The following is a 24,651-nucleotide window of genomic DNA, read 5'->3' as shown; positions in this document are numbered from 1 at the left end:
GCGGCCGATCGCCTCAGCCGGCCCGGCGGTGCGCCTTGGAACGGGACCTTTTCTCGATATACATCCGCTGGTCGGCCGAGCGCAGCACCTCGTCCGCCGACATGCCGCAGCTGGCCCAGCCGATGCCGAAACTGGCCCCCACGCGGACCGCGCGGCCGTCCACCCTGATGGGCGGGATGATCGCGTTGCGCAGCCGGACGGCGAGATCGGCGGCGTCCGCCGCGCCCAGCCCGTCGGCCAGCACGACGAACTCGTCACCACCCAGCCGGGCGACGGTGTCACCGTCCCTGACGCCGGTCGTCAGCCGCCGGGCCACCTCGATCAGGACCGCGTCGCCCGTGTGGTGCCCGAACCGGTCGTTGATCGACTTGAAGCCGTCGAGGTCGCAGAAGAGCACCGCGAGCCCCTTCGTGCCGTCGTCGACGTCCGTCGCGGGGGCCACCGTGTGCACGTGGTGGTCGTACGCCCCCGCCCCGCCGGGGCCCGGCGCCAGCGGGCCGGGGCCGCCGGGCGCGCCGGGGCCTGCGGGGTACTCCAAGGCGTCGGATCCGGCGAAGCGGTCGGGGCCGTCGGGTTGAAAGCCGTGCTCACCGGCACCACCCCCCGCCTCGTACCCGGGCGCGTGCCCGGGCGCGTAGCCGCCCGCGTGGGCGCCCTCGCGGCCCTCGTAGGCCGCGTCCAGCGCCTCCACGGCGGTGGCCCGCACGGACTGCGGGCGGCGGCACAGCCGGGCCCCGAGCCGGGCGCGCAGCTCGGCGCTGTTGGGCAGACCGGTCAGCGAGTCGTGGCTGGCCCGGTGCGCGAGCTGCAGCTCGTGCCGCTTGCGCTCCTCGATGTCCTCGACGTGCGTGAGCAGGAAGCGCGGCCCGTCGGCGGCGTCCGCGACGACGGAGTTGCGCAGCGAGACCCATACATACGTGCCGTCGCGCCGCCCCAGGCGCAGCTCGGCGCGGCCGCCCTCGGCGGAGGTGCGCAGCAGGGTGCCGATGTCCTCGGGGTGGACGAGGTCGGAGAAGGAGTACCGGCGCAGCACGGAGGCGGGGCGGCCCAGCAGCCGGCACAGCGCGTCGTTGGTGCGCAGCAGCCGGCCGTGCTGGTCGCCGCCCATCTCGGCGATGGCCATGCCGCTGGGCGCGTACTCGAAGGCCTGCCGGAACGACTCCTCGCTGGCGCGCAGCGCCTGCTGCTCGCGCTCCAGCCGGACGAGGGCGCGCTGCATGTTTGCGCGGAGCCTGGCGTTGCTGATCGCAATCGCTGCCTGGAAAGCGTACATCTGGAGCGCTTCGCGCCCCCAGGCTCCGGGACGGCGTCCATTGCGCGGTCTGTCCACAGAAATGACACCCAGCAGTTCCCCGCCGGACGCGTACATCGGGGCGTAGAGCCGGTCCTCGGGGTGCCACTCGTCCTGGAAGCGCGGTTCGGGGCCGTCCGTGTGCCACTGGGGGACGTCGTCCTCCATGAGGATCCAGCCCTCGGTGTGCGGGATGAAGCGCAGGCCGTCCCAGTTCTCACCCATCGTCAGACGGCGTTCCCAGGAGTTGCGCGAGCCGACGCGACCGGTGATGAGGGCCTCTGCGGCGGGGTCGCCCGCGAAGGCGGCGACCACCAGATCACCGTCGGGGCGTACGAGGTTGACACAGGCGAGTTCGTAGCCGAGGCCCACGACGATGCCGTCCACGACTGTCTGCAGAGTGTCCGCCAGGCTCCTGGCCGTGTTGAGCTCGGCCACCACCCGGTGCAGCTGCCGCAGGGTCGCAAGACGGACGTACGGCTCCGACTCGGTCTCCATTGCTCGCTCTCCCCGAGACCTCGACAGCAACTCCAGGTTTGTCATCGGCGTTTCGTTGCGGTGTCCCGTCCACTGAATCACAGTGAGCTGTGCGGCAGGTACACAGGGTCAACAAATCTTGCTCTCTGTGACTCAAGTCACATGAGATGACTAACCTTCTGGTGTTTCCGGGAGCAAACGATACGCCTCGGCCTAGGTCGGGGGGTGGGGACACGGCTCGGGCCAGGGCCCGATGTGCGGCGAGGGAGGCCGAGATTAGCGTTTCCCTGTGCCCAAGACGAGCCCCGCAACGACGCTTCCCGCCCCGACCCCGCATCCTGAGGGGGTGAGCAACGACGAGTTCCGGGCCGCCATGTCCCGACTGGCGGCGGGCGTGTGCCTGATCACCGCGCACGAGTCCCCGCTGACGGCCGACGGGCCGCGGGGCGAGGACGTCGGAATGACGGCGACCGCGTTCCTGTCGGTGTCCCTGGAACCGCCGCTGGTCCTGGTGAGCCTGCGCGAGGGCTCCCGGATGGACGACCTGCTCGCCGAGCAGCCGCTGTGGGCCGTGTCGGTCCTCGCCGACCACCAGCTCCAGGTCGCGGGCCGCTTCGCGATGAAGGGCCGCATCAGCGACCGCCTGCTCTTCGCCGACCTCCCCTACGAGCGGGGCGCGATCTCCGGCGCACCGCTGCTGACCGACGCGCTGGCCACCCTGGAATGCCGTACGGAGAACCGCGTCGAGGCGGGCGACCACACCCTGGTCATCGGCCGCGTCCTCGGCGCCGCACTGCCCTCGCCGGACTCCCCGCCCCTGACGTACTTCCGGGGGCGCTACCGGCACCTCGCGCCGTAGGCCGGGTCGGGTCGGGGCGGGTCGGGCCGGGGTGCGTCGGGCTACCAGTCCCGGCCGGTGCGGCCCCGCTTGGTCTCGGCGCGGGCCTTCTTCTCGCGCAGGCGCCGCTCATTGATCCCCCGGGGGATCTTCGTCGCCCGGCGCGCCCTGGGCGGCGGCGCGGTCGCCTCCGCCAGCAGCGAAGCCATCCGCACCAGCGCCATCTCCCGGTTGCGCAGCTGCGACCGGTGCTCGGAGGCCCGTACGGTCACCACCCCGTCCACCAGCTTCGCCGCGAGGCGCTCCAGCGCGCGCTCCTTCCACACCTCCGGCAGCGCCTTCGTCGCGCCGAGGTCGAAGAGCAGCTCCGCGCGCGAGTCGGAGGTGTTGACGTGCTGGCCGCCGGGTCCCGAGGAACGCGAAAAGCGCCAGGCGAGCTCGCCCTCGGGGAGCACGACCGAACCGCGGATGACATAGGGACCAGGCATGCCCCCTATGATCCGTCCCCGCGGGGGCCCCGTCACGCGCATTTCCGGAGCCGATGGAACCTACGGCCCCCTCCCGGCGTTATGGGGTTCAGCGGTAACTTGGCCACATCTCGCGGTCATGCGACTAGGAAGGGACACCAGTCACCATGGCAGTAAGCCTCTCCAAGGGCGGAAACGTCTCGCTCACCAAGGAGGCCCCGGGCCTCACGGCCGTCACCGTCGGCCTCGGCTGGGACGTCCGTACGACGACCGGTGTCGACTTCGACCTCGACGCTTCCGCCATCGCGGTCAATGCCATGGGCAAGGTCGTCTCCGACAGCCACTTCGTCTTCTTCAACAACAAGGCGACCCCCGACCAGACCATCGTCCACACCGGCGACAACCGCACGGGCGAGGGCGCGGGCGACGACGAGGCCATCAACGTCAACCTCGCCGGCCTCCCGGCCGACGTCGACAAGATCGTCTTCCCGGTCTCCATCTACGACGCCGAGACCCGCAGCCAGAACTTCGGCCAGGTCCGCAACGCGTACATCCGCGTCGTGAACCAGGCCGGCGGCGCCGAGATCGCCCGCTACGACCTCTCCGAGGACGCGGCGACCGAGACCGCCATGGTCTTCGGCGAGCTCTACCGCAACGGCGCCGAGTGGAAGTTCCGCGCCGTCGGCCAGGGCTACGCCTCGGGCCTGACGGGCATCGCGCAGGACTTCGGCGTCAACGTCTGATCCGGCACCCGCGTCGGCGCCCGGGCACGACCGGCTGACGACACCGCAGCTGAAGCCCCCTCCCGGCCGTCCGGGGAGGGGGCTTCGCTACCGTTCGGTAGGTGATCCTCGAACAGCTCACCCCCGTGGACGGCGCCCTACCGGGCCCGGTCCTCACCGAAATCGCCGCGCTCTACTCGACCAACCACGCCTTCTTCGAGCTGAGCGGCGACTTCCCCGACCCCGACCGCATCACGGTCGAACAGGTCGCGGCCGCCCTCGCCGACGAGATCGCCCAGGACGGCGCCGAGGTGCTCCTCGCCCGCTCGGCCGGCCGCCTCGTCGGCCTCGCCGCCACCCTCGCGCACCACCCCGACCCGCAGGCCGGCGACCCCGACCCGTGGATCGGCCTGCTGCTCATCGACGCCACCGCGCACCGCGAGGGCTACGGCCGCGCCGTGGCCACCCTGGTCGAGGACCGCTTCCGCGCCGCGGGCCGCACCGGGGTACGGCTCGCCGTACTGGACAACAACCCCAGGGGCCTCGCCTTCTGGCAGGCCCAGGGCTACGTCACCCTGCGCCGGGCCGCCGACCGCGAACGGGGCCGCGCCTGCACGGTGCTGCGCAAGGACCTCCATCCGCCGGCGTAGGCACCGTGCTCTAGGCCTTCGGGCGGTCCTCGCCGTACAGCCACACGTCCCAGATCCGGCTCAGGTCCCGGCCCGTCTTCTCCTGCGCGTACACCGTGAAGTCGGCCGTGTCCACGTTCCCGTGCCGGTGGTCCGCGACCCAGCCGCGCACCAGGGCGAAGAACTTCTCGTCGCCCACCTCCTGGCGGATCCGCTGCAGGACCATCGCACCGCGGTAGTACACGGGCGGATCGGAGATGTGCTCCGGGCCCGGCGGCGCGGCGGGCGGGAAGGCGTCCCAACCGGGGCGGGCGTGGGAGTCGACCGAGGTGTCACCGGCGAGGAAGGCCTCGGCGCGGCGCTGCGCGGTGATGCCGCCGTGGTCCTCGTCCCACAGCCACTCGGCGTAGGTCGCGAAGCCCTCGTTGAGCCACATGTCCTTCCAGGACGCGGGCGACACCGAGTTCCCGAACCACTGGTGCGCGATCTCGTGGACGAGGGTCTCCTCGTCGGGCGCGCCCGGGTAGACGGGTTTGGTCTGCGTCTCCAGCGCGTAGCCGAGGGTCTCCTGGGGCAGCACGATCGCACCGACGGTCGAGAAGGGGTACGGGCCGAAGCGGCGGCCGCCCCACTCCACCACCTCCGGCAGCCGCGCGAGCACCGGCGCCGCGGCCGCCGACTCCTCGGGCGCCACCGCGTTGTAGACGGGCACGCCCGACGCGGTCCGGCCGGTCGTCACCTTGAACTTCCCGACGGCGGCGGTCGCCAGGTAGCTCGCCATCGGCTCGGGGCTGTGCCAGGTGAACTCCGTACGCCCGTCGTCGGTGTCGGAGCGGGAGCGCAACTCGCCGTTGGAGACCGCCTCGTAGCCCTTGGGGACGGTGAGCGTGATGTCGTACGCGGCCTTGTCGCTCGGGTGGTGGTTGCCGGGGAACCAGCTCATCGACCCGACCGGCTCGCCCACCGCGACCGCGAACGCGCCGTCCTGCGAGGTGATCCAGCCCTCCTCGGAGGCGTCCGCGTCGATGATCGCCTTCGGCTTGCCGCCGTAGTCGATCTCCGTACGGAACACCTCGCCCTTCTTCAGGTCCTCGGCCGGGCGCACGGTCAGCTCGTTCCCCGTCCGGTTGAACCGGGCCCCGGCGCCCTGGACCCGTACGCCCTCGACCTTCAGGCCGCTGAGGTCCAGGTTGAAGGAGCTGAGCCCCTGCTCGGCGCGGGCGGTGATGACGGCCGTGGCGTCCAACTGCCCGTCATCGGGGTCGTAGTCGAGGTCCAGCTCGTAGTGCTCGACCTGGTAGCCGCCGTTGCCGGCCTTGGGGAAGTACGGGTCTCGCAGCCCCGACGCGCCCGGCCGGCCCTGCACGGTGCCACCCGTACACGCCGTGGTGAGGGCGAGCAGGGCGGCGAGGGCGGGGCCCGCGAGGCGGGAGAAACTGGAGGGACGGGAGGTACGGGAGAAAGCGCGGCGTTCCACCCTCCCGATCCTAAGCGGGCAGCCTCCGCAGACGGCGGGACCGGCCGCCGGGGGACCCCCGACGACCGGTTCCGGAACTGCTACTTGTCGAGGGCCTCGACACCGGCCTTGGCGTACTTCTCGTCCAGGTCGCCGCTCGGGGCGCCGGCCACGCCGATGCCCGCGACCGGGGCGCCCTTGAGCTGCACCGGGGTGCCGCCGCCCAGGAAGAGGGTGCCGGGGATGTCCTTCAGGTTCGGGGCCTGGGCGAGGCGGCCCACGAGCACCGAGGTCGGGGCGTTCCACGACACGGCCGTGAAGGCCTTGCGCTCCGCCGACTCGTAGGACTGCGGGCCCGCGCCGTCGCCGCGCAGCGTGACGATGGTGTTGCCGTTGCGGTCCACGACCGCGACCGTCACCTTCTGGTTCTCCTTCTCGGCGGCCTGCAGCGCGGCCTGCGCGGCGCGGGTGGCGGCGTCGATGGTCAGGTGCGTCGTGGTGGTGAAGTTCTTGTCGTTGTCCTTCTTCGCCGGGGCGGCCTGCTGTGCGGACGCGGCCTGCCCGGCGGTCGCCGGCGCGGCGGTGGCGCTGACGGCGCCGAAGGTCCCGGCGCCGAGCGCGACGACGAGGGCGGTACCGGTGAGAACGCGGGTGCGGGTCTTCATGTCTGCTGCTCCTGAGTGCGTCGGCCGAGTGGGCCGACTCGTCTTGGGTGGCTCGGCTTGGGTGGCTCGTCCTGTGTGGCTCGCCTGCTGTCCTGCTCTGCTCCAAGCCTGTGGCCGCATCCCCCTCCCACCCGTCCCCGTACCGGCTCGCGACGGCCAGCGCACCGGATGACCCGGGGGTCATCCGATCGGTTGATGCGGGTCCGCTCCACGGGGGTATTGGCTGGTCACGGCCGTGGCAGCAGCCCGGCGACGGCGCAGCGGGCGACAATGGACGCACGCCCCCACCCCAGGAGCCCCCGGTGAGCCACCCCGCGCGAAATCCAGACACCCGGGTGCTGGCAGCGGTCATGCACACCGCGTTCTTCCTGCTCCTCGGTGCTTCCGTGGCCCGCTTCCTGCTCCGCCACCCCGGCGAGCCGCGCACCCCGTGGATCATCGCCCTCAGCATCACCCTGGCGCTGCTGTACGTACTCGGCCCCGCGCTCGGCGCCGCGCCCACCCTGCGGCGGCTCCTGTGGCTCGGCCTGGTGGTCGCCGCCTGGGTGGTGCTGGTCGTGCTCGCGCCCAGCTTCGCCTGGTGCGCCGTACCGCTCTTCTACACGGCCCTGCGGACCCTGCCCCCGCGGGCGGCGATCGTCCTGGTCGCACTGCTCACGGTGTTCGTGGTGGCGGCCCAGCTCAAGCTGTCGAAGGCCTTCGACCCGAACCTCCTCGTGGCCCCGCCCGCGGTCGCCGCGCTCGCCACGGCCGTCTTCGTCCACATGGAACGCCAGGCCCAGGCCCAGCGGGCCCTGATCGACGACCTGATCCGCACCCGCCGGGAGCTGGCCGCCACCGAACGCCGCGAGGGCACCCTCGCCGAGCGCCAGCGGCTGTCCATGGAGATCCACGACACACTCGCCCAGCACCTGTCCAGCCAGCAGATGCTGCTCCAGGCCGCCGACCGCACCTGGGACACCGACCCGGGCACGGCCCGCGCGCACGTCCGCACCGCCACCGACATCGCGGCCCGCGGCCTGGCGGAGGCCCGCCGGCTGGTCCACGACCTGGCACCGCGCGAACTCGCGGGCGGCGCCCGCCTCGCGGACGCCCTGCGCGCGCTCGACGCGGGCCCGGGCATCGAGGTCCGCTTCCATCTGGAGGGCGCCCCGGTCCCGCTCCCGGACCGCGCGGAATCCGCGCTGCTGCGCATCGCCCAGGGCGCGCTGGCCAACGTCCGCGAGCACTCCGGAGCCCGGACGGCGGCCCTCACCCTCAGCTACCTGGGCGACCAGGTGGTGCTGGACATCGCGGACGACGGCCGCGGCTTCCACGAGCCCCGGGCCGCCACCGGGGAGCGCGGCCACGGCCTCCCGGCGATGCGCGCCCGCGTGCGCCAGCTGGGCGGCACCCTGACCATCGAATCCACCGCGGGAGAGGGCACCGTACTCTCGGCCGCGATCCCCCTGGACCCCCTGGAGCCCACCGGATGACGACGATCCTCCTCTGCGACGACCACGTGGTGGTGCGCGCCGGACTGCTGGCCCTGCTCGGCAGCGAACCGGACATCGAGGTCCTCGGCGAGGCCGGCAGCGGCGAGGAGGCGGTCGCCCTGGCCGCCAAACTCCGCCCCGACGTGGTCCTGATGGACCTCCAGCTGGGCGAGGGCATCGACGGCGTGGAGGCCACGCGCCGCATCACGGCGCTACCCGACCCCCCGCACGTGCTGGTCCTGACCACCTACGACACCGACGCGGACATCACCCGGGCCATCGGCGCGGGTGCGACCGGCTACCTGCTGAAGGCGGAGCGCCCCGAGGAGCTCTTCGCCGCGATCCACTCGGCGGCGGCGGGCCGCACCACGCTCTCCGCGCCGGTGGCCAGCCGCGTGATGGCCCACATGCGCGGCACCCGCCCGACCCTGACGGACCGTGAACTCGACATCCTGGGCCAACTGGCCCGCGGCCTCGGCAACCGCGACATCGCCCGCGCGCTGTTCATCAGCGAAGCCACGGTCAAGACCCACCTGGGCCGGATCTACGACAAGCTCGGCGTCGACACCCGCGCGGGCGCAGTGGCGGTGGCCAAGGAGCAACGCCTCCTCCCGTCCTGATCGGCGCACGATCCAGCCCCGCCGGCGTTTGAGGCACCGACCCAGCCCCACCGTCATCAGCGCACGATCCAGCCCCGCCGGCGTTTGAGGCGCGGGGTCCGGGGCGGAGCCCCGGGGAACGGCGGAAGGGTGGGGCGGGGAGCAGCTCCGCGCAGCGGCACCGACACGGCACCACCGGCACAGCCACCGGCACGGGCACCGCACGGCGGGATCCGGACAGCCGTGGCCGTTCTTCGGACAACCCCGCCGGGGTTCCTGTCAGTTCTTGTCGCAGACCTGCCAAACCAGCACCCCCCGGTGCCAGGCTCACTCGCGCCGCCACCCCGGCCACCGCGAAGGAGCCCGCGTGACCCACCCCACCCGCCTCGCCGTACTCCTCGGCACCGCCGCCGCCCTCACCGCCACCGCGGTCACGGCCAACGCAGCCACCCCCGGCCCGGCCACCGCACCGCAAACCCGCCTCGTGGTCCGCGCCACCGCGACCGACCCCGACGGCACCACCCACACCCGCTACGACCGCACGTACGCCGGCCTGCCCGTCCTCGGCGGCGACATCGTCGTCCACCAGCGCCCCGACGGCACCCGCACCACCACCGGCAACGACACCCCCATCACCCTCCCCCTCCCCAAGGCCACGACCGCACCCGGCGGGGCCACCCGCCAGGTCGTCTGGGCCGCCTCGGCCCCCGCCACCCTCGCCTGGGAGACCACCACCCGTACGACCCACCCCGACGGCACTCCGAGCGAGCTCCACACCGTCACGGACGCCCGTACCGGCGACACCCTCGCCACGTACGACACGGTCGCCGCCGGCACCGGCCACAGCCAGCACGCCGGGACCGTCCCGCTCACCACCCACTTCACCGGAAGCCTCTACCAGCTCCGCGACACCACCCGCGGAAACCAGCGCACCCTCGACGCCATGAACCAGCCCGGCGGCGGCACCCTCTTCACCGACCCCGACGACACCTGGGGCAACGGCACCCCCTCCAACCGCCAGACCGCCGGCGTCGACGCGCACTACGCCACCGCTGTGACCTGGGACTTCTACAAGGGAGTGTTCGGCCGCAACGGCATCCGGGGCGACGGCGTGGGCGTCATCTCCCGCGTCCACTACGGCAGCAACTACCCCAACGCCTTCTGGGACGGCACCTGCGGCTGCGCCAACTACGGCGACGACCCCGCCACCGGCAAGACCCTCGCCACCCTCGACATCGTCGGCCACGAACTCACCCACGGCGTGACCGCCAGCACCGCGAACCTCATGCTCACCGGCGAATCCGGCGCCCTCAACGAGGGCACCTCCGACATCCTCGGCACCGCCGCCGAGTTCTCCGCCGAGAACGCCACCGACGTGGGCGACTACCGCATCGGCGAGATGGTCTTCACCGGCGGCCTGCGCACCATGGACCGGCCCAGCCTCGACGGCCACTCCCGCGACTACTGGTCCCGCGACATCGGCGGCATCGACCCCCACGACGCCTCCGGCCCCGCCCGGCACTTCTTCTACCTCCTCGCCGAGGGCAGCGGCCCCAAGGTGATCAACAAGATCTCCTACGACTCCCCCACCTACGACGGCTCCAAGCTGCTCGGCATCGGCCGCGACGCGGCCACCCGCATCTGGTACCGGGCACTGACCCTCTACATGACCTCCACCACCAACTACGCCGGCGCCCGCCGCGCCACCCTCCAGGCCGCAGGCGACCTCTACGGCCCGTCCTCCGTCGAGGCCGGCCGCGTCGCCGCCGCCTGGACCGCCGTCAACGTCCGCTGACCCCGGCGCCCCCGCCCCGCCGGGGTGGGGGCGCGCCCGGCCCGCCCGTACCCGTGACACCATCGGGTACGTGCTCGACATCGGCTACTCCCTCTCCCGGCGCTTCCCGGACCCCCCGCAGACCGACTACCGCTCGGCGGACGTCCGGTCGCTGCGCCACGACCTGTTCTGCGGGGACGTCTACCTCGCCGACACCGACAAGGACCGGGAAGTCTCCACAGCCTGGGGATGGGTGCCCGTACTGGACTTCGCCTGGGCGCTGTGCGACATCGTCGAGCAGCTCGACCAGGACCCCCGCGGCAGCCGCTCCTCGAACCGCCAGTACGCCGAACTCGACTTCACCGAGTCCAGCGACCGCATGCTCTTCGAGCGCCGCTTCGGCTGGGTCGACATCGAGGCCGACTGGATGCCGCCGGAGGAGGACCCGCTGACCTTCAGCCACCGCCTGCTGCGCCGCGAAGCCCGCGACTTCCTGCACGACCTGATCGCCGACCTCGTGGACATGCACGACGGCCTCGCCGACAACCCCGTCATCTGGACCCTCCAGTCCCGCTTCCCCCGGGTCCCGGCCTAGGGGGTGTCCGACGGATGTCCGCGGCGTCGCGACGCCCGCCAGACACCCCCTGGGGCTGTCTGGGGTTACGGCGGCTACGGCTACGCCAGGACCCGGAGTCCCAGCTGCGCCGCCAGGGCCGGGGCGAGGTCGAAGAGCTGGCCCGGGCTGATCACCGCGCCGGACAGCGCCTCCACCCCGCGCGCGATGCCCAGCTCCGCCGCGCCGCGCAGGTCCACCTCCGACATCCGCGCCCCCGAGAACTCCGCGTCCCGCAGCACACAGTCCCGGAACTCCACCCGCTCCAGCACCGCGCCCCCGAAGTCCGGCTCCACCAGCACGCAGCCCTCGAAGACCACGTCCTTGAGCCGCGCCTCGCGCAGGTTCAGGTAGTCGATCTTGCCCCCGCGCACGAGCACCCGCTCCAGCGCCGCCCCGTGCAACTGCACCCCGCCCAGCCGGGCCTCCAGCAGCTCCACGTCCCGCAGCGAAGCCCCCGCCAGGTCGGTCCCGACCCCCCGCACGCCCTCCAGTACCGAGTCCATGAACCGCGCCTTGGCCAGCCCCGCCTCGTCCAGCGCGCAGCGCCGTACCGCGCAGTCCATGAACCGGGCGCCGATCCCCTCCTGTCCCGCCAGGTCCAGGTCCGCGAACTCCAGCCCGTCGTAGTCGCCGTCGGGCTCCAGCACGCCGCCGTCCCACACCTCGAGCACCGGCAGCCGCACCTCCGGCCGCCGAGCCGCCTTCACCGTCTGCTGCCGCCCGTTTCGCACCATTCCCCCATCGTGGCCCACCCCACTGACAGAGCCCCGCATCCCGCACCCTGCCCGCCCTTGACCTCAACCACGCTTCAGGCCGGAGCCTGGCCGCATGGACACCACGAAGAGCATGCGCGCCGTCCGTCTCCACGCCTTCGGCCCCGCCGAAAACCTCGTCCACGAGACCGCCGACACCCCCGTCCCCGGCCCCGGCCAGGTCCGCATCGCCGTCGCCGCCGCCGGCGTCCACCTCCTCGACACCGCACTGCGCCAGGGCATCCAGGGGCCCGCCCCCGCCCTGCCGCAGCTCCCCACCATCCCCGGCCGCGAGGTCGCCGGCACCGTCGACGCCCTCGGCCCCGGCACCGACCCCGCCTGGCTCGGCCGCCCGGTCGTCACCCACCTCGGCTTCGCCCCCGGCGGCTACGCCGAGTACGCCGTCGCCGCCGCCGACCGCCTGCACCCCATACCGCCCGGCCTCGACCCCGCCCAGGCCGTCGCCATGATCGGCACCGGCCGCACCACCCTCGGCATCCTCCAGTTCACCGATCTCGGACCGGACTCCGTGGCCCTCGTCACCGCAGCCGCCGGGGGCATCGGCACGCTGGTCGTCCAGTACGCCAAGAACGCCGGAGCCACCGTCATCGCCCTCGCCGGCGGCCCCGCCAAAGCCGCCCTCGCCACCGCCAACGGCGCCGACCTCGCCCTCGACTACACCCGCCCCGACTGGCCCGAAGCCGTCCGCGCCGCACACCCCCGGGGCGCCACGCACCTCTTCGACTCCGTCGGCGGCACGACCGCCCGCACCGCCCTCGACCTGCTCGCCCCCGGAGCCGACCACGTCGTCTTCGGCTGGTCCGGCGGCCCCGTCCCGCTCACCGAAGCCGACCGCGCCGACCTCACCGCCCGCGGCGTCACCACCATCGACGTCCTCGGCCCCGCCATGCTCCAGCGCGTCGGCGGCCCCGACCCCCTGCGCACCCTCGAAACCCGCGCCCTGGCCGAAGCCGCCGCGGGCCGCCTGCGCCCCGCCCTCCAGCGCTACCCCCTGGCCGAAGCCGCGACCGCCCACCACGCCCTGGAATCCCGAGCCACCACCGGCAAGGTCGTCCTCGAACCCTGAACCCGGCGGCTACGCCGAGGCCAGGGTCTTCAGGGGGGCGTCCGTCAGGCGGTAGACCGTCCACTCGTCCTGCGGGCGGGCGCCCAGGGACTCGTAGAACGCGATCGTCGGGGCGTTCCAGTTCAGCACCGACCACTCCAGCCGCTCGTACCCGCGCTCCACACAGATCCGCGCCAGCTCCGCGAGCAGCGCCTTGCCGTGGCCGCCCCCGCGCACGCCCGGGCGGACGTACAGGTCCTCCAGGTAGATGCCGTGCACCCCGCGCCACGTCGAGAAGTTGAGGAACCACACCGAGAAGCCGACGACCTCCCCCTCCTCGGACTCCGCGATGTGCGCGAACGCCGCGGGCCGCTCCCCGAAGAGCGCCTCCCGCAACTGCTCCTGCGTGGCCCGCGCTTCGTGCGGCACCTTCTCGTACTCGGCCAGCTCGCGGATCATGGACTGGATGGCGGGAACGTCTTCGACGACAGCGCTACGGATCATGCCCCGAGCGTACGACCGCCCGCCCACCCCCTCATCCCAATAGCAGCTGCGCCACCGCGACCTCGCGCTCCGGCAGTTCCTCCTGCCCCTGCTCGCCGTCCTCCAGCTCCCACAGGCAGTTCTGCAGCACCCGCCCCAGCGTCCACGCCCGCGCCCGGTCCCGGTCGCCGTCCAGACCCACCGCCTCCGTCAGCAGGTCGAACCGCCACCGCACCTCGTCCACCGCGAAGTTGTTGACCAGCGCCGGCAGCAGCTCGAACCCCGGATCGCCCGCGAGCGGCTTCGGGTCGATCGCCAGCCACGGCTCCCGCCCGCCCGCCAGCACGTTGTCGAAGTGCAGGTCCCAGTGCAGCAGCCGGTTCCCGGGCTCCCCCGCCACCTCCGCCACCGCCGCCGCGCAGTCCGACAGCAGCCGCCGCTCCCCCTCGTCCGCCAACAGCCCGAGGGCCTGCGGTACGCGCTCCAGCATCCCGGCCGCGATCCCCCCGAGCCCGCGCAGCCCGCCCGGAGCCGGCGCCGACGTCAGCCGGACCAGCAGCTCCCCGATCACCCGCACCGCCGCCCGCGAGTCCCGTACCGCCAGAGCCGACAGGTGCCGGCCCTCGTCCAGCCGCTCCAGCAGCAGCGTCCCCGTCGGCCCGTCGTGCTCCAGCAGCTCCACGCAGCCCCGCCCGCCCCACGCGCGCAGCGCGAGCGGCTCCCCCGCACTCTCCTCGTCCAGCGCCCCCAGCTTCAGCACCGCCGCCGTACCGTCCGCCCGCACCACCGGCAGCACCAGAGCCGTCATCCCGTGCATCACCGGCCCCGTCCGCCGCAGCGCCCACCGCTCCAGGAACTCCTCCGCCCGCGCCGGCAGCGCCGCGATGAACTCCCGCCCGGCAGCGCCGTTGTACTCCAGCTGCGCCCGTACCAGCTCGTCCGGAACGTCCTCGATGTCGATCACGCCCCGAGCCTACGACCGCCCGCCCCGGCACTAGGGGGGTGTCTGGCGGGCGTCGCGACGCCGCGGACATCCGTCAGCCCCCCCTAGGCAGCGCCGACCCCCGCCGCCTTCAGCGTCGCCGTGAACGCCCCCGCGTCGAACATCGAGCCGTCCTTCGCCCCCACCGGGCTCCCGTCCACCAGCACCAGCGGCGTACCCTGCGCCCCGGTCGCCTCGAAGCCCTTCTCGGCCTCGGCGACCCACTCCTCGTACGTCTCCTGCGACACCGCCTTGTCGAAGGCCTCGCCCCGCAACCCCGGCACCCGGTCCGCGATCCTGAGCAGGTGCTCGTCGGTGAACCGGCCCCTCGGCTGACTCGCGAACACCGCCGCGTTGTACTCCGCGAACTTCCCCGCGTCGACCGAGGCCCGCAGCGCGTTGACGGCCTTCACCGAGCCGCTCGCCCCACCCTGGTCCAGGAACGAAGCCAGCAGGTACTCGACCTTCACCCTGCCCTCGCCCGCCAGCTTCAGCAGCGCCTCGCCACCGGCCCCCTCGAACTTCGCGCAGGCGCCGCACCGCGGATCCACCAGCACCTGCGCCGTGTGCGGCGCGTCCGGCTGCCCGACCACGACCTTCGCCCCGTCCACCTTCGCCGGCAGCTTCGCCAGCCGGTCCGCGATCGGGCTGGTCCGCACCTCGGCCGTGGCGTCGGCGGCGGCCGACTTCGCCTCCCCGCCCGCCCCGCAACCGACGACGGCCCCGCCCAGCAGCGCGGCCGCCGCCACCGCCGCGACCGCGTGCCCTGCCCTACGTATGCGCACCATTCCCGAACCTCTCACCCAAAACAGAACAAAATGCCCCGCCCCACCCTAAGGACCGGATCGCCCCGCCCGCATCGGCCATCCGGCCACCCTTCCCACCCCGAAACCCGACACCACGCCGCTGGACACCCCTCCGAAACCGGGTGTAGCAACTCCCCCATGACGATCAACGGCGGCATTTCCTTCTGGTACGCGACGGACAAGACCGCCGACCACCCGCCCCGCGCCCCCCTCACCGGCGACTCCACCGCCGACGTCGTCATCGTCGGCGGCGGCTACACCGGCCTGTGGACGGCCTACTACCTCAAGCGCTCCGCCCCCGACCTCCGCGTCACCGTCCTGGAGCAGAAGTTCTGCGGCTACGGCGCCTCCGGACGCAACGGCGGCTGGCTCTACAACGGCATCGCCGGCCGCGACCGCTACGCCCGCCTCCACGGCCACCAGGCCGCCCAGCGCCTCCAGCGGGCCATGAACGACACGGTCACCGAGGTCATCGACGTAGCGGCCAAGGAGGGCATCGACGCCGACATCCGCCGCGGCGGAGTCCTCGAAGTCGCCCGCACCCCCGCCCAGCTCACCCGCCTCAAGGCCTTCCACGCCGCCGAGCTCGCCTTCGGCGAGAGCGACCGCGAGCTCTACGACGCCCCCACCACCCGCGCCCGCATCGACATCGCCGACGCGGTCGGCTCCAGCTGGACCCCGCACGGCGCCCGCATCCACCCCCTCAAACTGGTCAAGGGTCTGGCGGCCGCCTGCGAGGGCCTCGGCGTGGTCATCCACGAATCCACACCCGTCACCGAGATCGCGCCCCGCCGCGCCGTCACCCCGTACGGGACGGTCCGCGCACCCCACGTCCTGCGCTGCACCGAAGGTTTCACCGCCGCCCTCAAGGGCCAGAAGCGCTCCTGGCTCCCCATGAACTCGTCCATGATCGTGACGGCTCCCCTGCCCGCCTCGACCTGGGCCCAACTGGGCTGGTCGGACGCCGCCACCCTCGGCGACATGGCCCACGCCTACATGTACGCCCAGCGCACCGCGGACGACCGCATCGCCCTCGGCGGCCGCGGGGTCCCGTACCGCTACGGCTCGCGCACCGACAACGACGGCCGCACCCAGCCCGCCACGATCGAGGCCCTGACCGACCTCCTGACCTCCTTCTTCCCGGTCCTCGCCGGTACGGAGATCACCCACGCCTGGTCCGGCGTCCTCGGCGTACCCCGCGACTGGTGCGCCACCGTCACCCTCGACCGCGCCACGGGCCTCGGCTGGGCCGGCGGCTACGTCGGCTCCGGCGTCGCCACCGCCAACCTCGCCGCCCGCACCCTGCGCGACCTGGTCCTCGAAGACACCACGGAGCTGACCGACCTCCCCTGGGTCAACCACCGCGTCCGCCGCTGGGAGCCGGAGCCGCTGCGCTGGCTCGGCGTCCAGGCCCTGTACGCCGCCTACCGCGAGGCCGACCGCCGCGAGGCCGCCACCCACACCCCGACGACGACCCCCCTGGCCCGCCTGGCGGACCGCGTCTCGGGCCGCCACTGACAACGAAGCGGAAGGCTCCGGGTGATCACCCGGAGCCTTCCGCCGCTGCATGGATCCTCATGGCCAACAACCCGCTGACCTGGGACGGAGCCCCCTGTCGGATTCGAACCGACGACCTACGCATTACAAGTGCGTTGCTCTGGCCGGACTGAGCTAAGGAGGCACAACACCACCCGCAAACCCACTGCGCGTGGAGCCGCCATCACTCTACACAGCACGCGATTCCCCGAGCCATCACGTTAAAGGGCACCCCCCTCGGCATTTGCCGTGCCTGCGGGGGCTGACAGACGGCGGCCCGGCGGGTAGCGTCGGGCGGAGTCCGGTTGACTGGACTAGACCTTCCACTCGGATCGTCCGGCACGTTCCTGCCGGTAGAAGGGATTCACCACCATGGCTTCTGTCACTTTCGACAAGGCGACCCGTCTGTACCCCGGCGGCGACAAGCCCGCCGTCGACCAGCTGGAGCTGGAGATCGAGGACGGCGAGTTCCTCGTCCTCGTCGGCCCCTCCGGCTGCGGCAAGTCCACCTCGCTGCGCATGCTCGCCGGCCTGGAGGACGTCAACGGCGGCGCCATCCGCATCGGCGACCGCGACGTCACGCACCTGCCGCCCAAGGACCGGGACATCGCGATGGTGTTCCAGAACTACGCGCTCTACCCGCACATGTCCGTCGCCGACAACATGGGCTTCGCGCTCAAGATCGCCGGCGAGGACAAGGCCACCATCCGCAAGAAGGTGGAGGACGCGGCGAAGATGCTCGACCTCACCCAGTACCTCGACCGCAAGCCCAAGGCCCTCTCCGGCGGCCAGCGCCAGCGCGTCGCCATGGGCCGCGCGATCGTGCGCAAGCCGCAGGTCTTCCTGATGGACGAGCCGCTGTCGAACCTCGACGCCAAGCTCCGCGTGTCCACGCGCACCCAGATCGCCGCGCTCCAGCGCGACCTCGGCATCACCACCGTGTACGTCACCCACGACCAGGTCGAGGCCATGACCATGGGCGACCGCGTGGCCGTGCTCAAGGACGGGCTGCTGCAGCAGGTCGACACCCCGCGCAACATGTACGACCGTCCCGCGAACCTCTTCGTCGCCGGCTTCATCGGCTCCCCGGCCATGAACCTGGTCGAGGTCCCGATCACCGACGGCGGCGTGAAGTTCGGCGACAGCGTGGTCCCGGTGTCGCGCGAGGCGCTGTCGGCCGCCGCCGACGCGGGCGACCGCACCGTGACCGTGGGCGTGCGCCCCGAGCACTTCGACATCGGCGACACGGGCGGTCTGACGATCACCGTGAACGTCGTCGAGGAGCTGGGCGCCGACGGGTACGTCTACGGCTCCGCGGCCTCCGCCGAGGGTTCGCAGGACATCGTGGTCCGCGTGGGCGGCCGCCAGGTGCCCGAGAAGGGCTCGACCCTGCACGTGGTCCCGCGCGCCGGTGAGATCCACGTCTTCTCGACCTCCTCCGGGGCCCGCCTGTCCGGCTGATCCCCGGCGGATCTCCGGCCGGTGCCCGGCCGGTGCCCGAACGACCTCGGGCATCGACGCGAAGGGGCGCTCCCTCAAGGGGCGCCCCTTCGGCGTGAGTTACGCAGATCGGGCCATTCGGCCCCTCTCGTCAACCCTTAATTCGAAAAGCCACGTCGAACCATCCCCCGACCGGGTGACTAAATGTCGCCAAATCTTCACCGAGCGCTACTCTCGCCCTCGTGACCCACACTGCCCGCCGTATCGGCCGTTCCCTCGCCCTGGTCCTGCCCGTCGTCCTGGTCCTGTCCGGGACCCTCGCGGTCACCATGGTCCCCTGGGCGGACAATTCCCCCTCCCAGATCCTGACCGCCTCCGCCGAGGACGTCTCCGTCCCCGCGAAGCCGCGCGCCGCACAGGACGTGGTCCGCGACCAGCTGCTCAGTGAGCTCCAGCGGGGAGAGCAGCCGGGTGACGTCCTCACCCACCTCCAGCAGGAGGTGGACCGGCGGCCGTCGCTCGCCGAGCACTGTGTGGGCATCGCACGGGCCCTGGGCCGGGCGGCAGTTGACGCGTACGGGCCGACGAAGGCCCAGTCCTTCGCCCGTCCGGTGTGCGACACCTCGTACGCCTCGGGTGTCGCCTCCATGGGCTGACCCGCCTCCCTACGCTGGCCGGCATGACCGACGCCGATCCCGCGCCCCCCGCGACCTCCGCAACTCCCGCGCCCTCCGCATCCGGATCCGCCTCCCCCGCAGCCGCGTTCCCGGCCTCCCCCGCCCAGGCAGTCGTCCTGGCGGGGGGCCAGGGTTCGCGGCTGCGGCCGTACACGGACGACCGTCCGAAGCCGATGGTGGAGATCCCGGGTACGGGGACGCCGATCATCGGGCACCAGCTGGCATGGCTGGCCGCCGAGGGGGTGACCGACGCCGTGGTGTCGTGCGGGCACCTCGCGGAGGTGCTCCAGGAGTGGCTGGCGCGGGCCCCGTTGCCGCTGCGCGTGACGACGGTGGTGGAGGGGGAGCCCCTGGGTCGCGGCGGCGGGCTCAAGTACGCCGCGCGGCACCTGCCGTACCCGCAGCGGCCCTGGTTCGCGACGAACGGGGACGTGTGGACGCGCTTCCCGCTGCGCGAGATGGCCGATTTCCATGCGGAGCGGGGCGCGACGGCGACGCTGGCGCTGGCCCGGCCGCGGATTCCGTGGGGGGTGGTGGAGACCGATGAGTACGGGCACGTACTGGACTTCATCGAGGCGCCGCCCTCGCCCTATCTGATCAATGCCGGCGTGTACGTCTTCGGCGCCGAATTCGCGTCCCTGCTCCCGGATTTGGGGGACCACGAGCGTACGACCTTCCCCCGGCTGGCGCGGGAGCGGCGGCTGGCGGGCTTCCCACTGCCCCAGGGGGCCTACTGGCGGGCTATCGACACGGCGAAGGACCTGACCGAGGCCGCACGGGAGTTGGCGGCGCACAGGGCCTCCTGAGGCTTCGGGCGGGAGTCCGCACAGGCCTCCGGATACGCGGACGGGCCCGGCACGCTGGTGGCGTACCGGGCCCGGACGGGAGGGGCGGAAGGCGGGGCTTCAGCCGAGGAGGCCGCCGACCAGGCCGGGCTTCTTCGTCGGCGTGCCCCCGCCGGTGGTGCTCGAAGAGGCGGGCGGCTGCTGGGGGGTGGACTGGCGCGGGGTGCTGCGGGGGCTCTGGCCGCCGCTGGTGCCGCGGGTGGCGGTGGGGGACTCGGCGCCGGTCCCGGCGGTCTCGCGGGAGGTCGAGCCGCTGGTGCTCTTGCCGGTGGCCTTCGCGGCCGGCGAGGAGGCTCCGGCGGAGGGCTGGGCGGCGGGCTTGGAGGCGGGCGGCTGCGAGGGCTGCTGCCGGGCGGGGGTGGGCGGCAGCGGCCGGCCGGGGAGGTAGTTGCTCGGGTCCTGTCCGGGGCCGGGGACGGTGACGACGGTGGTGGAGCGGACGGCGCCGCCGAGGAGCGAGCCGACGAGCAGGGTCAGACCGCAGACGACGGTGGCCATGACGGCCCCGCGGCGCAGGACGCGCCGGCGCAGCCGCCAGATCTCGGAGCGGGGGCCGAGGGTGCGCCAGGCCTCGCCGGCGAGGCGTCCGTCGAGGGAGTAGACGGGGGCCCCGGCGATGATCAGCGGGCTCCAGGCGGCCAGGTAGATGATGTCGGGGGCGTCGTAGGCGGGGACGGTCTTCCAGCTCACGGTCATGAGCAGGGCGGCGGACAGCAGTGCGCCGAAGCAGGCGGCGAAGCGCTGCCAGAGGCCGAGGACGGTCAGGACGCCGACGGCGACCTGGAGGAAGGCGACGGTCAGGCCGGCCCCGACGGGGTGGGCGAGGGCGAAGTCGCGCAGCGGCTCGGCGAGCGCCCAGGGGTGCAGGGTGTGCAGCCAGGTGACCATGGAGCCGCGCTCGCCGCCGTCGAAGTAGACGGGGTCGCACAGCTTGCCCATGCCGGCGTAGATGGAGATGAAGCCGAGGAAGACGCGCAGCGGGAGCAGCACGACGCCGAGGTTCATGCGGCGGCCGGGGTAGTAGGAGGCCTGGCCGCGCGCTTCGGACGCGGCGCGCCGGGACTCCGTACCGGCTCCCCCGCCCCCGCCCGGGTGCGCGGCTTCGTACGGGAGGTCCCGTACGGCGGCCAGGCGGCGGGTCTCGTCGGGGTCGCCGTAGGTCCGCTGGCCGATGACGGTCGGCGTGGCGAGGGTGTCGTCGGCGAGGTCGTGCACGAGGTCGATGCGCGGGATGACCTGCGTGTCCCCGCCGTCGAACTCCTCATGGCCCCTGCTGTTGTCACGTACGGCCTGGAGCAGGCCGCCCGTCGCGGCGGCGTCGCCCGGGGCGGACTTGCCGCTCCAGACGACGGGGCGGCGGCGGCCGGCTCCGGCTCCGGCTCCGACGGCGGCTGCCGCGAGCGCTCCGCCGAGGGCGGGTACGCGCGCGGGGGCGCCTGCGGGCTTGGGACGCGCGCTCGGGCTCGGTGCGAGCCGCACGCGGAAGCTGGCGTGGTTGACGATGACCTGTGCGGGGTCGCACGGCACCTTGACCATGCTCAGCGCGGGCTGGTCGTCGAACCCTGGCGTTCTGGTGTCCACACTCATCTAACCGAGTGATGGGTGTTTAGGACACTGCCTTGACATCAAGGATGTGTCCGAGACCCGTCAAGATCCAGCCATCTCCCCCCGGCAGAAAGGTTGTTCGGGCGGCCTGTCGGTAGCTGATGTGAGAATCAAGGCAGTTGAAGCAAGAGGGGGACACCGGGGATGACCGACCGCGCGCACAACCAGCTCGTCTTTGGCGATCTCACGGACTATCCCGTGATGTCGCAGGCTCTCGACAACCAGTGGCTGCCCGCGGATCTCGCCGGATCCCGGCAGCGGGCGAGCGCACAGGCCGGACCCTCGACCGAGGCCGTGGCGGCCGGGGCGGCGGAGCTGCGGCGCTCGCTGGCGAACAGCGGGACCCTGGTCGTCAACCGGGCGTTCTTGCTCAACAACGAAGCCCTGTACGCGAATTACCTGCCGACGGCCGAACCGACCGAGCGGGCCGCCTTCGCCCAGTTGCTCAACCGTCGGGCGCTGGTGCCGTACCTGTACATGGAGCGGGAGGCCGCGGCCGAATTCAGCTGGGGGCACGACCGGACCGTGAGCTCGGCCTGGCAGCGGATGGTGACGGACGAGTCGGACCCCGGGCTGGTGCGCTTCGACTGGGACGACGAGACCAACCGCGAGCGGGCCGGGCAGGTGGGCAACTTCTTCTCGCGCGAGCTGTCCGGACTGCGGCGGCTGCCGGCGCCGGTGCTGGCCGAGAACCTGGGCATCCCGCTGGAACAGGCGCAGGCCATGCGCGAGGGCATCCTGAAGGACCTGTACTTCTGGGCGGGCGAGCAGGACAACGACCGGGACATCACGCGGCAGGCGGTCTACGAGCGGTTCCTGACCCGGCCGGGCACCCAGCCGCACGAGAACCTGCTGCGCGAGGGCGACCACATCGTGCCCGCGAAGCAGCTGATCGACCTGCTGTACAGCCTGGGCGTGCCGAAGGCGAGCGGGCTGATCTCGCTGACCCCGCCCGACTCGCCCCCGCGTTCGACGCTCCAGGAGCTGCGGGAGGACAGCCGGCCGGCCGCCGACGATCCCGAGAGGATCGGGCTGCTGCTGCGGGACCTGTTCGCCGACGACCTGCACCGGGCGGTGGACGGGCCCAATTCGTACGCCGGGCTGTCGCTGGCCGACATCGTGCGGCTGCGGCGCGAGGAGGAGTGGCGCTCGTACATCGACGCCCTGGACGGGTTCGTCCGCGGCGGGTTCCGGGACGGGCGGCTGCCCTCGCCGGAGGAGTTCGCCGCGCACACGCGGGACGTGGCGCGGTTCCATGCGCGGATGCTGCGTACGGCGCGCAAGACGAGCGCCTCGCGCGGCGGGTTCACCCGGGAGATCAGCACGGTCCTGATCCTGGAGTCGTCCGGGATCGCGCTGCAGGTGGGCGCGGGCGAGGACGTGTCGCTGCTGGCGGGGTCGCTGCAACTGCTGACGGCGGCCGCCGGGGTGCTGACCGTACGCCTGCAGTTCCGGGACAAGGGCCGCAAGGGTTCCGGGCTGCGCGGCGGCCTCGGGCACAGCGTGACCCTGCCGTCGCTGCGGCTCGGCAGCCTGCGCAACGACTGGCAGACCATCCTGCGGGTATATGGCGGCCAGGTGGCGGTGAGCGCCGACACCGGCCGCAGGCGCTCGGCCGACCAGCAGGCGGCCGTGTAGTCCCGGCGTGCCACGGCGGGCGGACTTCGAACCACACGGGGAGAGCATGAGCGGGACGGGCGGAGTCGAGGGGTACGAGCGCCTGCGCGCGCAGCGGCCGGAGCTGTTCCGCAACGACCCGGAGGGGATCGAGATCCTGACCGACCCGGGGGCGGTCGCGGCGGCGGGCGGGGTCCTCTACCAGGACCGGTACCTGACGCTGCTGCGCGACCCGGTGCGGTTCCCGGACGGCCGGGAGGGGACGTACCTGCGGGCGCTGAGCGCGACCGCCGAGCCCGGGTCGGTGGTGCTGCCGCTGCTCGGCGGCCGGGTGGTGCTGATCGAGCACTACCGGCACGCGCCGCGCTCGTGGCAGTGGGAGATCCCGCGCGGCGCCGGCACCCGCGGCCTGACGGGCGAGCGGAACGCCGCGAAGGAGCTGCACGAGGAGGTGGGCGCCGAGGCGCTGGAGCTGATCCCGCTCGGAGTGGTGCACCCGGACAGCGGGATGATCGGGGACAGCGTGCGGCTCTTCGCGGCGCACATCGACTCGGTGGGGGCGCTGGCGACCGGCGAGGGCATCCGCGGGACGCTCGTGGTGACCTTCGCGGAGGCGGAGGCGATGGTCGCGGACGGCCGGATCACCGACGCGTTCACGATGGTCGCGCTGCTGCGGGCCCGGCTGGCGGGCCTGGCGGACTGAGAGCCGGGGCCGGATCGCCGGCGGGGCCCTGGTGGGCGGCCCGCCGGCGTCCGGCTACGGGTGTCAGGTGCGCGGGGCCCCGGCGCGGCGGCGGGCCGCCTCGTAGAGCACGACGCCCGCGGCGACACCGGCGTTCAGCGACTCGGCGCCGCCCGGCATCGGGATGCGGACGAGGTAGTCGCAGTTCTCGCCGACGAGGCGGCCGAGGCCCTTGCCCTCGGAGCCGATGACGATGACGACGGGACCGGCCAGCGCCTCCAGCTCGTGGACCTCGTGCGTGCCCTCGGCGGCGAGGCCGACGATGGTCATGCCTTCCTTCTTGTAGTCCTGGATCGCGCGGGTCAGGTTGGTGACGCGCGAGACCGGGGTACGGGCGGCAGTGCCCGCCGAGGACTTCCAGGCGCCGGCGGTCATGCTGGCGGCGCGGCGCTCGGGGACGACCACGCCGTGGCCGCCGAAGGCGGAGACGGAGCGGATGATCGCGCCCAGGTTGCGCGGGTCGGTGATGCCGTCGAGGGCGACGATGAGGGGGTCCTCGCCGTTGTCGTACGCGGCGGCGGTGAGCTCGTCCGGGAGCGCGTACTCGTACGGCGGGACCTGGAGGACCATGCCCTGGTGGTTGAGCCCGTTCGTCAGCCGGTCGAGCTCGGGGCGCGGGGCTTCCATCAGGTTGATGTTGCCGCGCTCGGCCGCGAGCTGGAGGGCTTCGCGGACGCGCTCGTCGTTGTCGATGAACTGCTGGACGTACAGCGTGGTGGCGGGGACGCCGTCGCGCAGCGCCTCGAAGACCGGGTTGCGGCCGACGACCATCTCGCTGGTGCCCTTGGGGCCGCCGCGGCGCGGGGCCGGGCGGCGCTTGGCGGCCTGGCGGGCCATGGCGTTGGCGATGCGGTTCGCCTTGTGCTTCTTGCGGTCCTCGGCCTTGGGCGTGGGGCCCTTGCCTTCCAGGCCCTTGCGCCGCTGGCCACCGCTGCCGACCGTCGCGCCCTTCTTGTTGGACGTGCGGCGGTTCCTGCGCTGGCTGTTCCCGGCCATGACCTCTACCTGTTTTCGTTTGGTGCTGCGATATGTACGTATGAAGAGTGTGCCGCCCTCAAGGCCGGGCGGCACAGTCGGACTGCTCCGGGTGC

Annotated in this window: 24 protein-coding genes and 1 tRNA gene; 14 read left to right on the top strand and 11 right to left on the bottom strand. The window is 72.9% G+C overall.

Annotated elements, in window-relative coordinates; genetic code table 11:
• Positions 1-13 precede the first annotated feature (13 nt).
• Positions 14-1,789: a diguanylate cyclase CdgB gene (cdgB, locus tag ACZ7GJ_RS07265; RefSeq protein ID WP_470750168.1), complete on the bottom strand. Its 1,776-nt coding sequence runs from the start codon at positions 1,787-1,789 to the stop codon at positions 14-16.
• Positions 1,790-2,141: 352 nt separating this feature from the next.
• Here cdgB and ACZ7GJ_RS07260 point away from each other — a divergent pair, with 352 nt between their 5' ends.
• A complete protein-coding gene (locus ACZ7GJ_RS07260; RefSeq protein ID WP_470750336.1) occupies positions 2,142-2,627 on the top strand; it encodes a flavin reductase family protein in 486 nt (161 codons plus the stop codon).
• Between the two features lie 41 nt (positions 2,628-2,668).
• On the opposite strand, the gene arfB is transcribed toward ACZ7GJ_RS07260, so the two are convergent.
• Complete coding sequence (gene arfB, locus ACZ7GJ_RS07255; RefSeq protein WP_470750335.1) at positions 2,669-3,103, bottom strand: alternative ribosome rescue aminoacyl-tRNA hydrolase ArfB; 435 nt, start codon at positions 3,101-3,103, stop codon at positions 2,669-2,671.
• A 137-nt stretch (positions 3,104-3,240) separates the two neighbouring features.
• On the opposite strand from arfB, the gene ACZ7GJ_RS07250 reads away from it, so the two are divergent.
• The gene (locus ACZ7GJ_RS07250; protein ID WP_365925208.1) at positions 3,241-3,816 is read left to right on the top strand and encodes a TerD family protein; all 576 of its coding nucleotides are present in this window, start codon (positions 3,241-3,243) and stop codon (positions 3,814-3,816) included.
• Between the two features lie 101 nt (positions 3,817-3,917).
• Positions 3,918-4,445 (top strand): GNAT family N-acetyltransferase, encoded by a 528-nt coding sequence (locus tag ACZ7GJ_RS07245; RefSeq protein WP_470750167.1) that lies wholly within the window; start codon positions 3,918-3,920, stop codon positions 4,443-4,445.
• A gap of 10 nt (positions 4,446-4,455) precedes the next feature.
• On the opposite strand, the gene ACZ7GJ_RS07240 is transcribed toward ACZ7GJ_RS07245, so the two are convergent.
• Complete coding sequence (locus ACZ7GJ_RS07240) at positions 4,456-5,901, bottom strand: M1 family metallopeptidase (protein WP_470750166.1); 1,446 nt, start codon at positions 5,899-5,901, stop codon at positions 4,456-4,458.
• Positions 5,902-5,981: 80 nt separating this feature from the next.
• On the bottom strand, positions 5,982-6,545 hold the full coding sequence (locus ACZ7GJ_RS07235) for a GlcG/HbpS family heme-binding protein (protein ID WP_470750165.1): 564 nt from the start codon (positions 6,543-6,545) through the stop codon (positions 5,982-5,984).
• Between the two features lie 350 nt (positions 6,546-6,895).
• Between ACZ7GJ_RS07235 and ACZ7GJ_RS07230 the strand changes: the two genes are divergently transcribed.
• From ACZ7GJ_RS07230 to ACZ7GJ_RS07215, 4 genes are all read left to right on the top strand, one after another.
• On the top strand, positions 6,896-8,020 hold the full coding sequence (locus tag ACZ7GJ_RS07230) for a sensor histidine kinase (protein WP_470750334.1): 1,125 nt from the start codon (positions 6,896-6,898) through the stop codon (positions 8,018-8,020).
• Entirely contained in the window at positions 8,017-8,640 is a 624-nt protein-coding gene (locus ACZ7GJ_RS07225; RefSeq protein WP_393819702.1) for a response regulator, read from the top strand. Before ACZ7GJ_RS07230 ends, ACZ7GJ_RS07225 begins: the two co-directional genes overlap by 4 nt.
• 346 nt (positions 8,641-8,986) lie before the next feature.
• The gene (locus tag ACZ7GJ_RS07220; protein ID WP_470750164.1) at positions 8,987-10,414 is read left to right on the top strand and encodes a M4 family metallopeptidase; all 1,428 of its coding nucleotides are present in this window, start codon (positions 8,987-8,989) and stop codon (positions 10,412-10,414) included.
• A 70-nt stretch (positions 10,415-10,484) separates the two neighbouring features.
• Complete coding sequence (locus ACZ7GJ_RS07215) at positions 10,485-10,988, top strand: hypothetical protein (protein ID WP_470750163.1); 504 nt, start codon at positions 10,485-10,487, stop codon at positions 10,986-10,988.
• An 80-nt stretch (positions 10,989-11,068) separates the two neighbouring features.
• Here the strand turns inward: ACZ7GJ_RS07215 and ACZ7GJ_RS07210 are convergent, their stop codons facing one another.
• The gene (locus ACZ7GJ_RS07210) at positions 11,069-11,743 is read right to left on the bottom strand and encodes a pentapeptide repeat-containing protein (RefSeq protein WP_470750162.1); all 675 of its coding nucleotides are present in this window, start codon (positions 11,741-11,743) and stop codon (positions 11,069-11,071) included.
• 112 nt (positions 11,744-11,855) lie between these two features.
• On the opposite strand from ACZ7GJ_RS07210, the gene ACZ7GJ_RS07205 reads away from it, so the two are divergent.
• Positions 11,856-12,848 (top strand): zinc-binding dehydrogenase, encoded by a 993-nt coding sequence (locus tag ACZ7GJ_RS07205; RefSeq protein ID WP_470750333.1) that lies wholly within the window; start codon positions 11,856-11,858, stop codon positions 12,846-12,848.
• 9 nt (positions 12,849-12,857) lie between these two features.
• Here the strand turns inward: ACZ7GJ_RS07205 and ACZ7GJ_RS07200 are convergent, their stop codons facing one another.
• From ACZ7GJ_RS07200 to ACZ7GJ_RS07190, 3 genes are all read right to left on the bottom strand, one after another.
• A complete protein-coding gene (locus ACZ7GJ_RS07200) occupies positions 12,858-13,331 on the bottom strand; it encodes a GNAT family N-acetyltransferase (protein ID WP_470750161.1) in 474 nt (157 codons plus the stop codon).
• Positions 13,332-13,362: 31 nt separating this feature from the next.
• Positions 13,363-14,274: an aminoglycoside phosphotransferase family protein gene (locus ACZ7GJ_RS07195; RefSeq protein ID WP_470750160.1), complete on the bottom strand. Its 912-nt coding sequence runs from the start codon at positions 14,272-14,274 to the stop codon at positions 13,363-13,365.
• 83 nt (positions 14,275-14,357) lie between these two features.
• Positions 14,358-15,080, bottom strand: a complete 723-nt coding sequence (locus tag ACZ7GJ_RS07190; RefSeq protein ID WP_470750159.1) for a DsbA family protein — start codon at positions 15,078-15,080, stop codon at positions 14,358-14,360.
• 156 nt (positions 15,081-15,236) lie between these two features.
• Between ACZ7GJ_RS07190 and ACZ7GJ_RS07185 the strand changes: the two genes are divergently transcribed.
• Positions 15,237-16,616: an NAD(P)/FAD-dependent oxidoreductase gene (locus tag ACZ7GJ_RS07185; RefSeq protein ID WP_470750158.1), complete on the top strand. Its 1,380-nt coding sequence runs from the start codon at positions 15,237-15,239 to the stop codon at positions 16,614-16,616.
• Between the two features lie 88 nt (positions 16,617-16,704).
• On the opposite strand, the gene ACZ7GJ_RS07180 is transcribed toward ACZ7GJ_RS07185, so the two are convergent.
• Positions 16,705-16,779, bottom strand: a tRNA-Thr gene (locus ACZ7GJ_RS07180).
• Between the two features lie 227 nt (positions 16,780-17,006).
• Between ACZ7GJ_RS07180 and ACZ7GJ_RS07175 the strand changes: the two genes are divergently transcribed.
• The 3 genes from ACZ7GJ_RS07175 (at position 17,007) to ACZ7GJ_RS07165 (ending at position 19,557) form a co-directional block, all read left to right on the top strand.
• Complete coding sequence (locus tag ACZ7GJ_RS07175; RefSeq protein ID WP_365924885.1) at positions 17,007-18,095, top strand: ABC transporter ATP-binding protein; 1,089 nt, start codon at positions 17,007-17,009, stop codon at positions 18,093-18,095.
• A gap of 221 nt (positions 18,096-18,316) precedes the next feature.
• Positions 18,317-18,730 (top strand): hypothetical protein, encoded by a 414-nt coding sequence (locus ACZ7GJ_RS07170; protein WP_470750157.1) that lies wholly within the window; start codon positions 18,317-18,319, stop codon positions 18,728-18,730.
• Between the two features lie 23 nt (positions 18,731-18,753).
• Positions 18,754-19,557, top strand: a complete 804-nt coding sequence (locus ACZ7GJ_RS07165) for a nucleotidyltransferase family protein (RefSeq protein WP_470750156.1) — start codon at positions 18,754-18,756, stop codon at positions 19,555-19,557.
• 99 nt (positions 19,558-19,656) lie between these two features.
• Here the strand turns inward: ACZ7GJ_RS07165 and ACZ7GJ_RS07160 are convergent, their stop codons facing one another.
• Positions 19,657-21,183 (bottom strand): DoxX family membrane protein, encoded by a 1,527-nt coding sequence (locus tag ACZ7GJ_RS07160; RefSeq protein WP_470750155.1) that lies wholly within the window; start codon positions 21,181-21,183, stop codon positions 19,657-19,659.
• Positions 21,184-21,402: 219 nt separating this feature from the next.
• Between ACZ7GJ_RS07160 and ACZ7GJ_RS07155 the strand changes: the two genes are divergently transcribed.
• Complete coding sequence (locus ACZ7GJ_RS07155; RefSeq protein WP_470750154.1) at positions 21,403-22,839, top strand: hypothetical protein; 1,437 nt, start codon at positions 21,403-21,405, stop codon at positions 22,837-22,839.
• Positions 22,840-22,885: 46 nt separating this feature from the next.
• Positions 22,886-23,521 carry an NUDIX hydrolase gene (locus tag ACZ7GJ_RS07150; RefSeq protein WP_470750153.1) on the top strand — a complete coding sequence of 212 codons (636 nt, stop codon included), beginning with the start codon at positions 22,886-22,888 and terminating at the stop codon, positions 23,519-23,521.
• 63 nt (positions 23,522-23,584) lie between these two features.
• Here the strand turns inward: ACZ7GJ_RS07150 and rlmB are convergent, their stop codons facing one another.
• Positions 23,585-24,556, bottom strand: coding sequence for a 23S rRNA (guanosine(2251)-2'-O)-methyltransferase RlmB (gene rlmB, locus ACZ7GJ_RS07145; protein WP_470750152.1), 972 nt, complete (start codon positions 24,554-24,556; stop codon positions 23,585-23,587).
• Positions 24,557-24,651 lie beyond the last annotated feature (95 nt).

The sequence above is a fragment of the Streptomyces sp. NPDC037242 genome, assembly GCF_055604165.1.
This window is presented reverse-complemented; position numbering and strand designations above follow the sequence as displayed.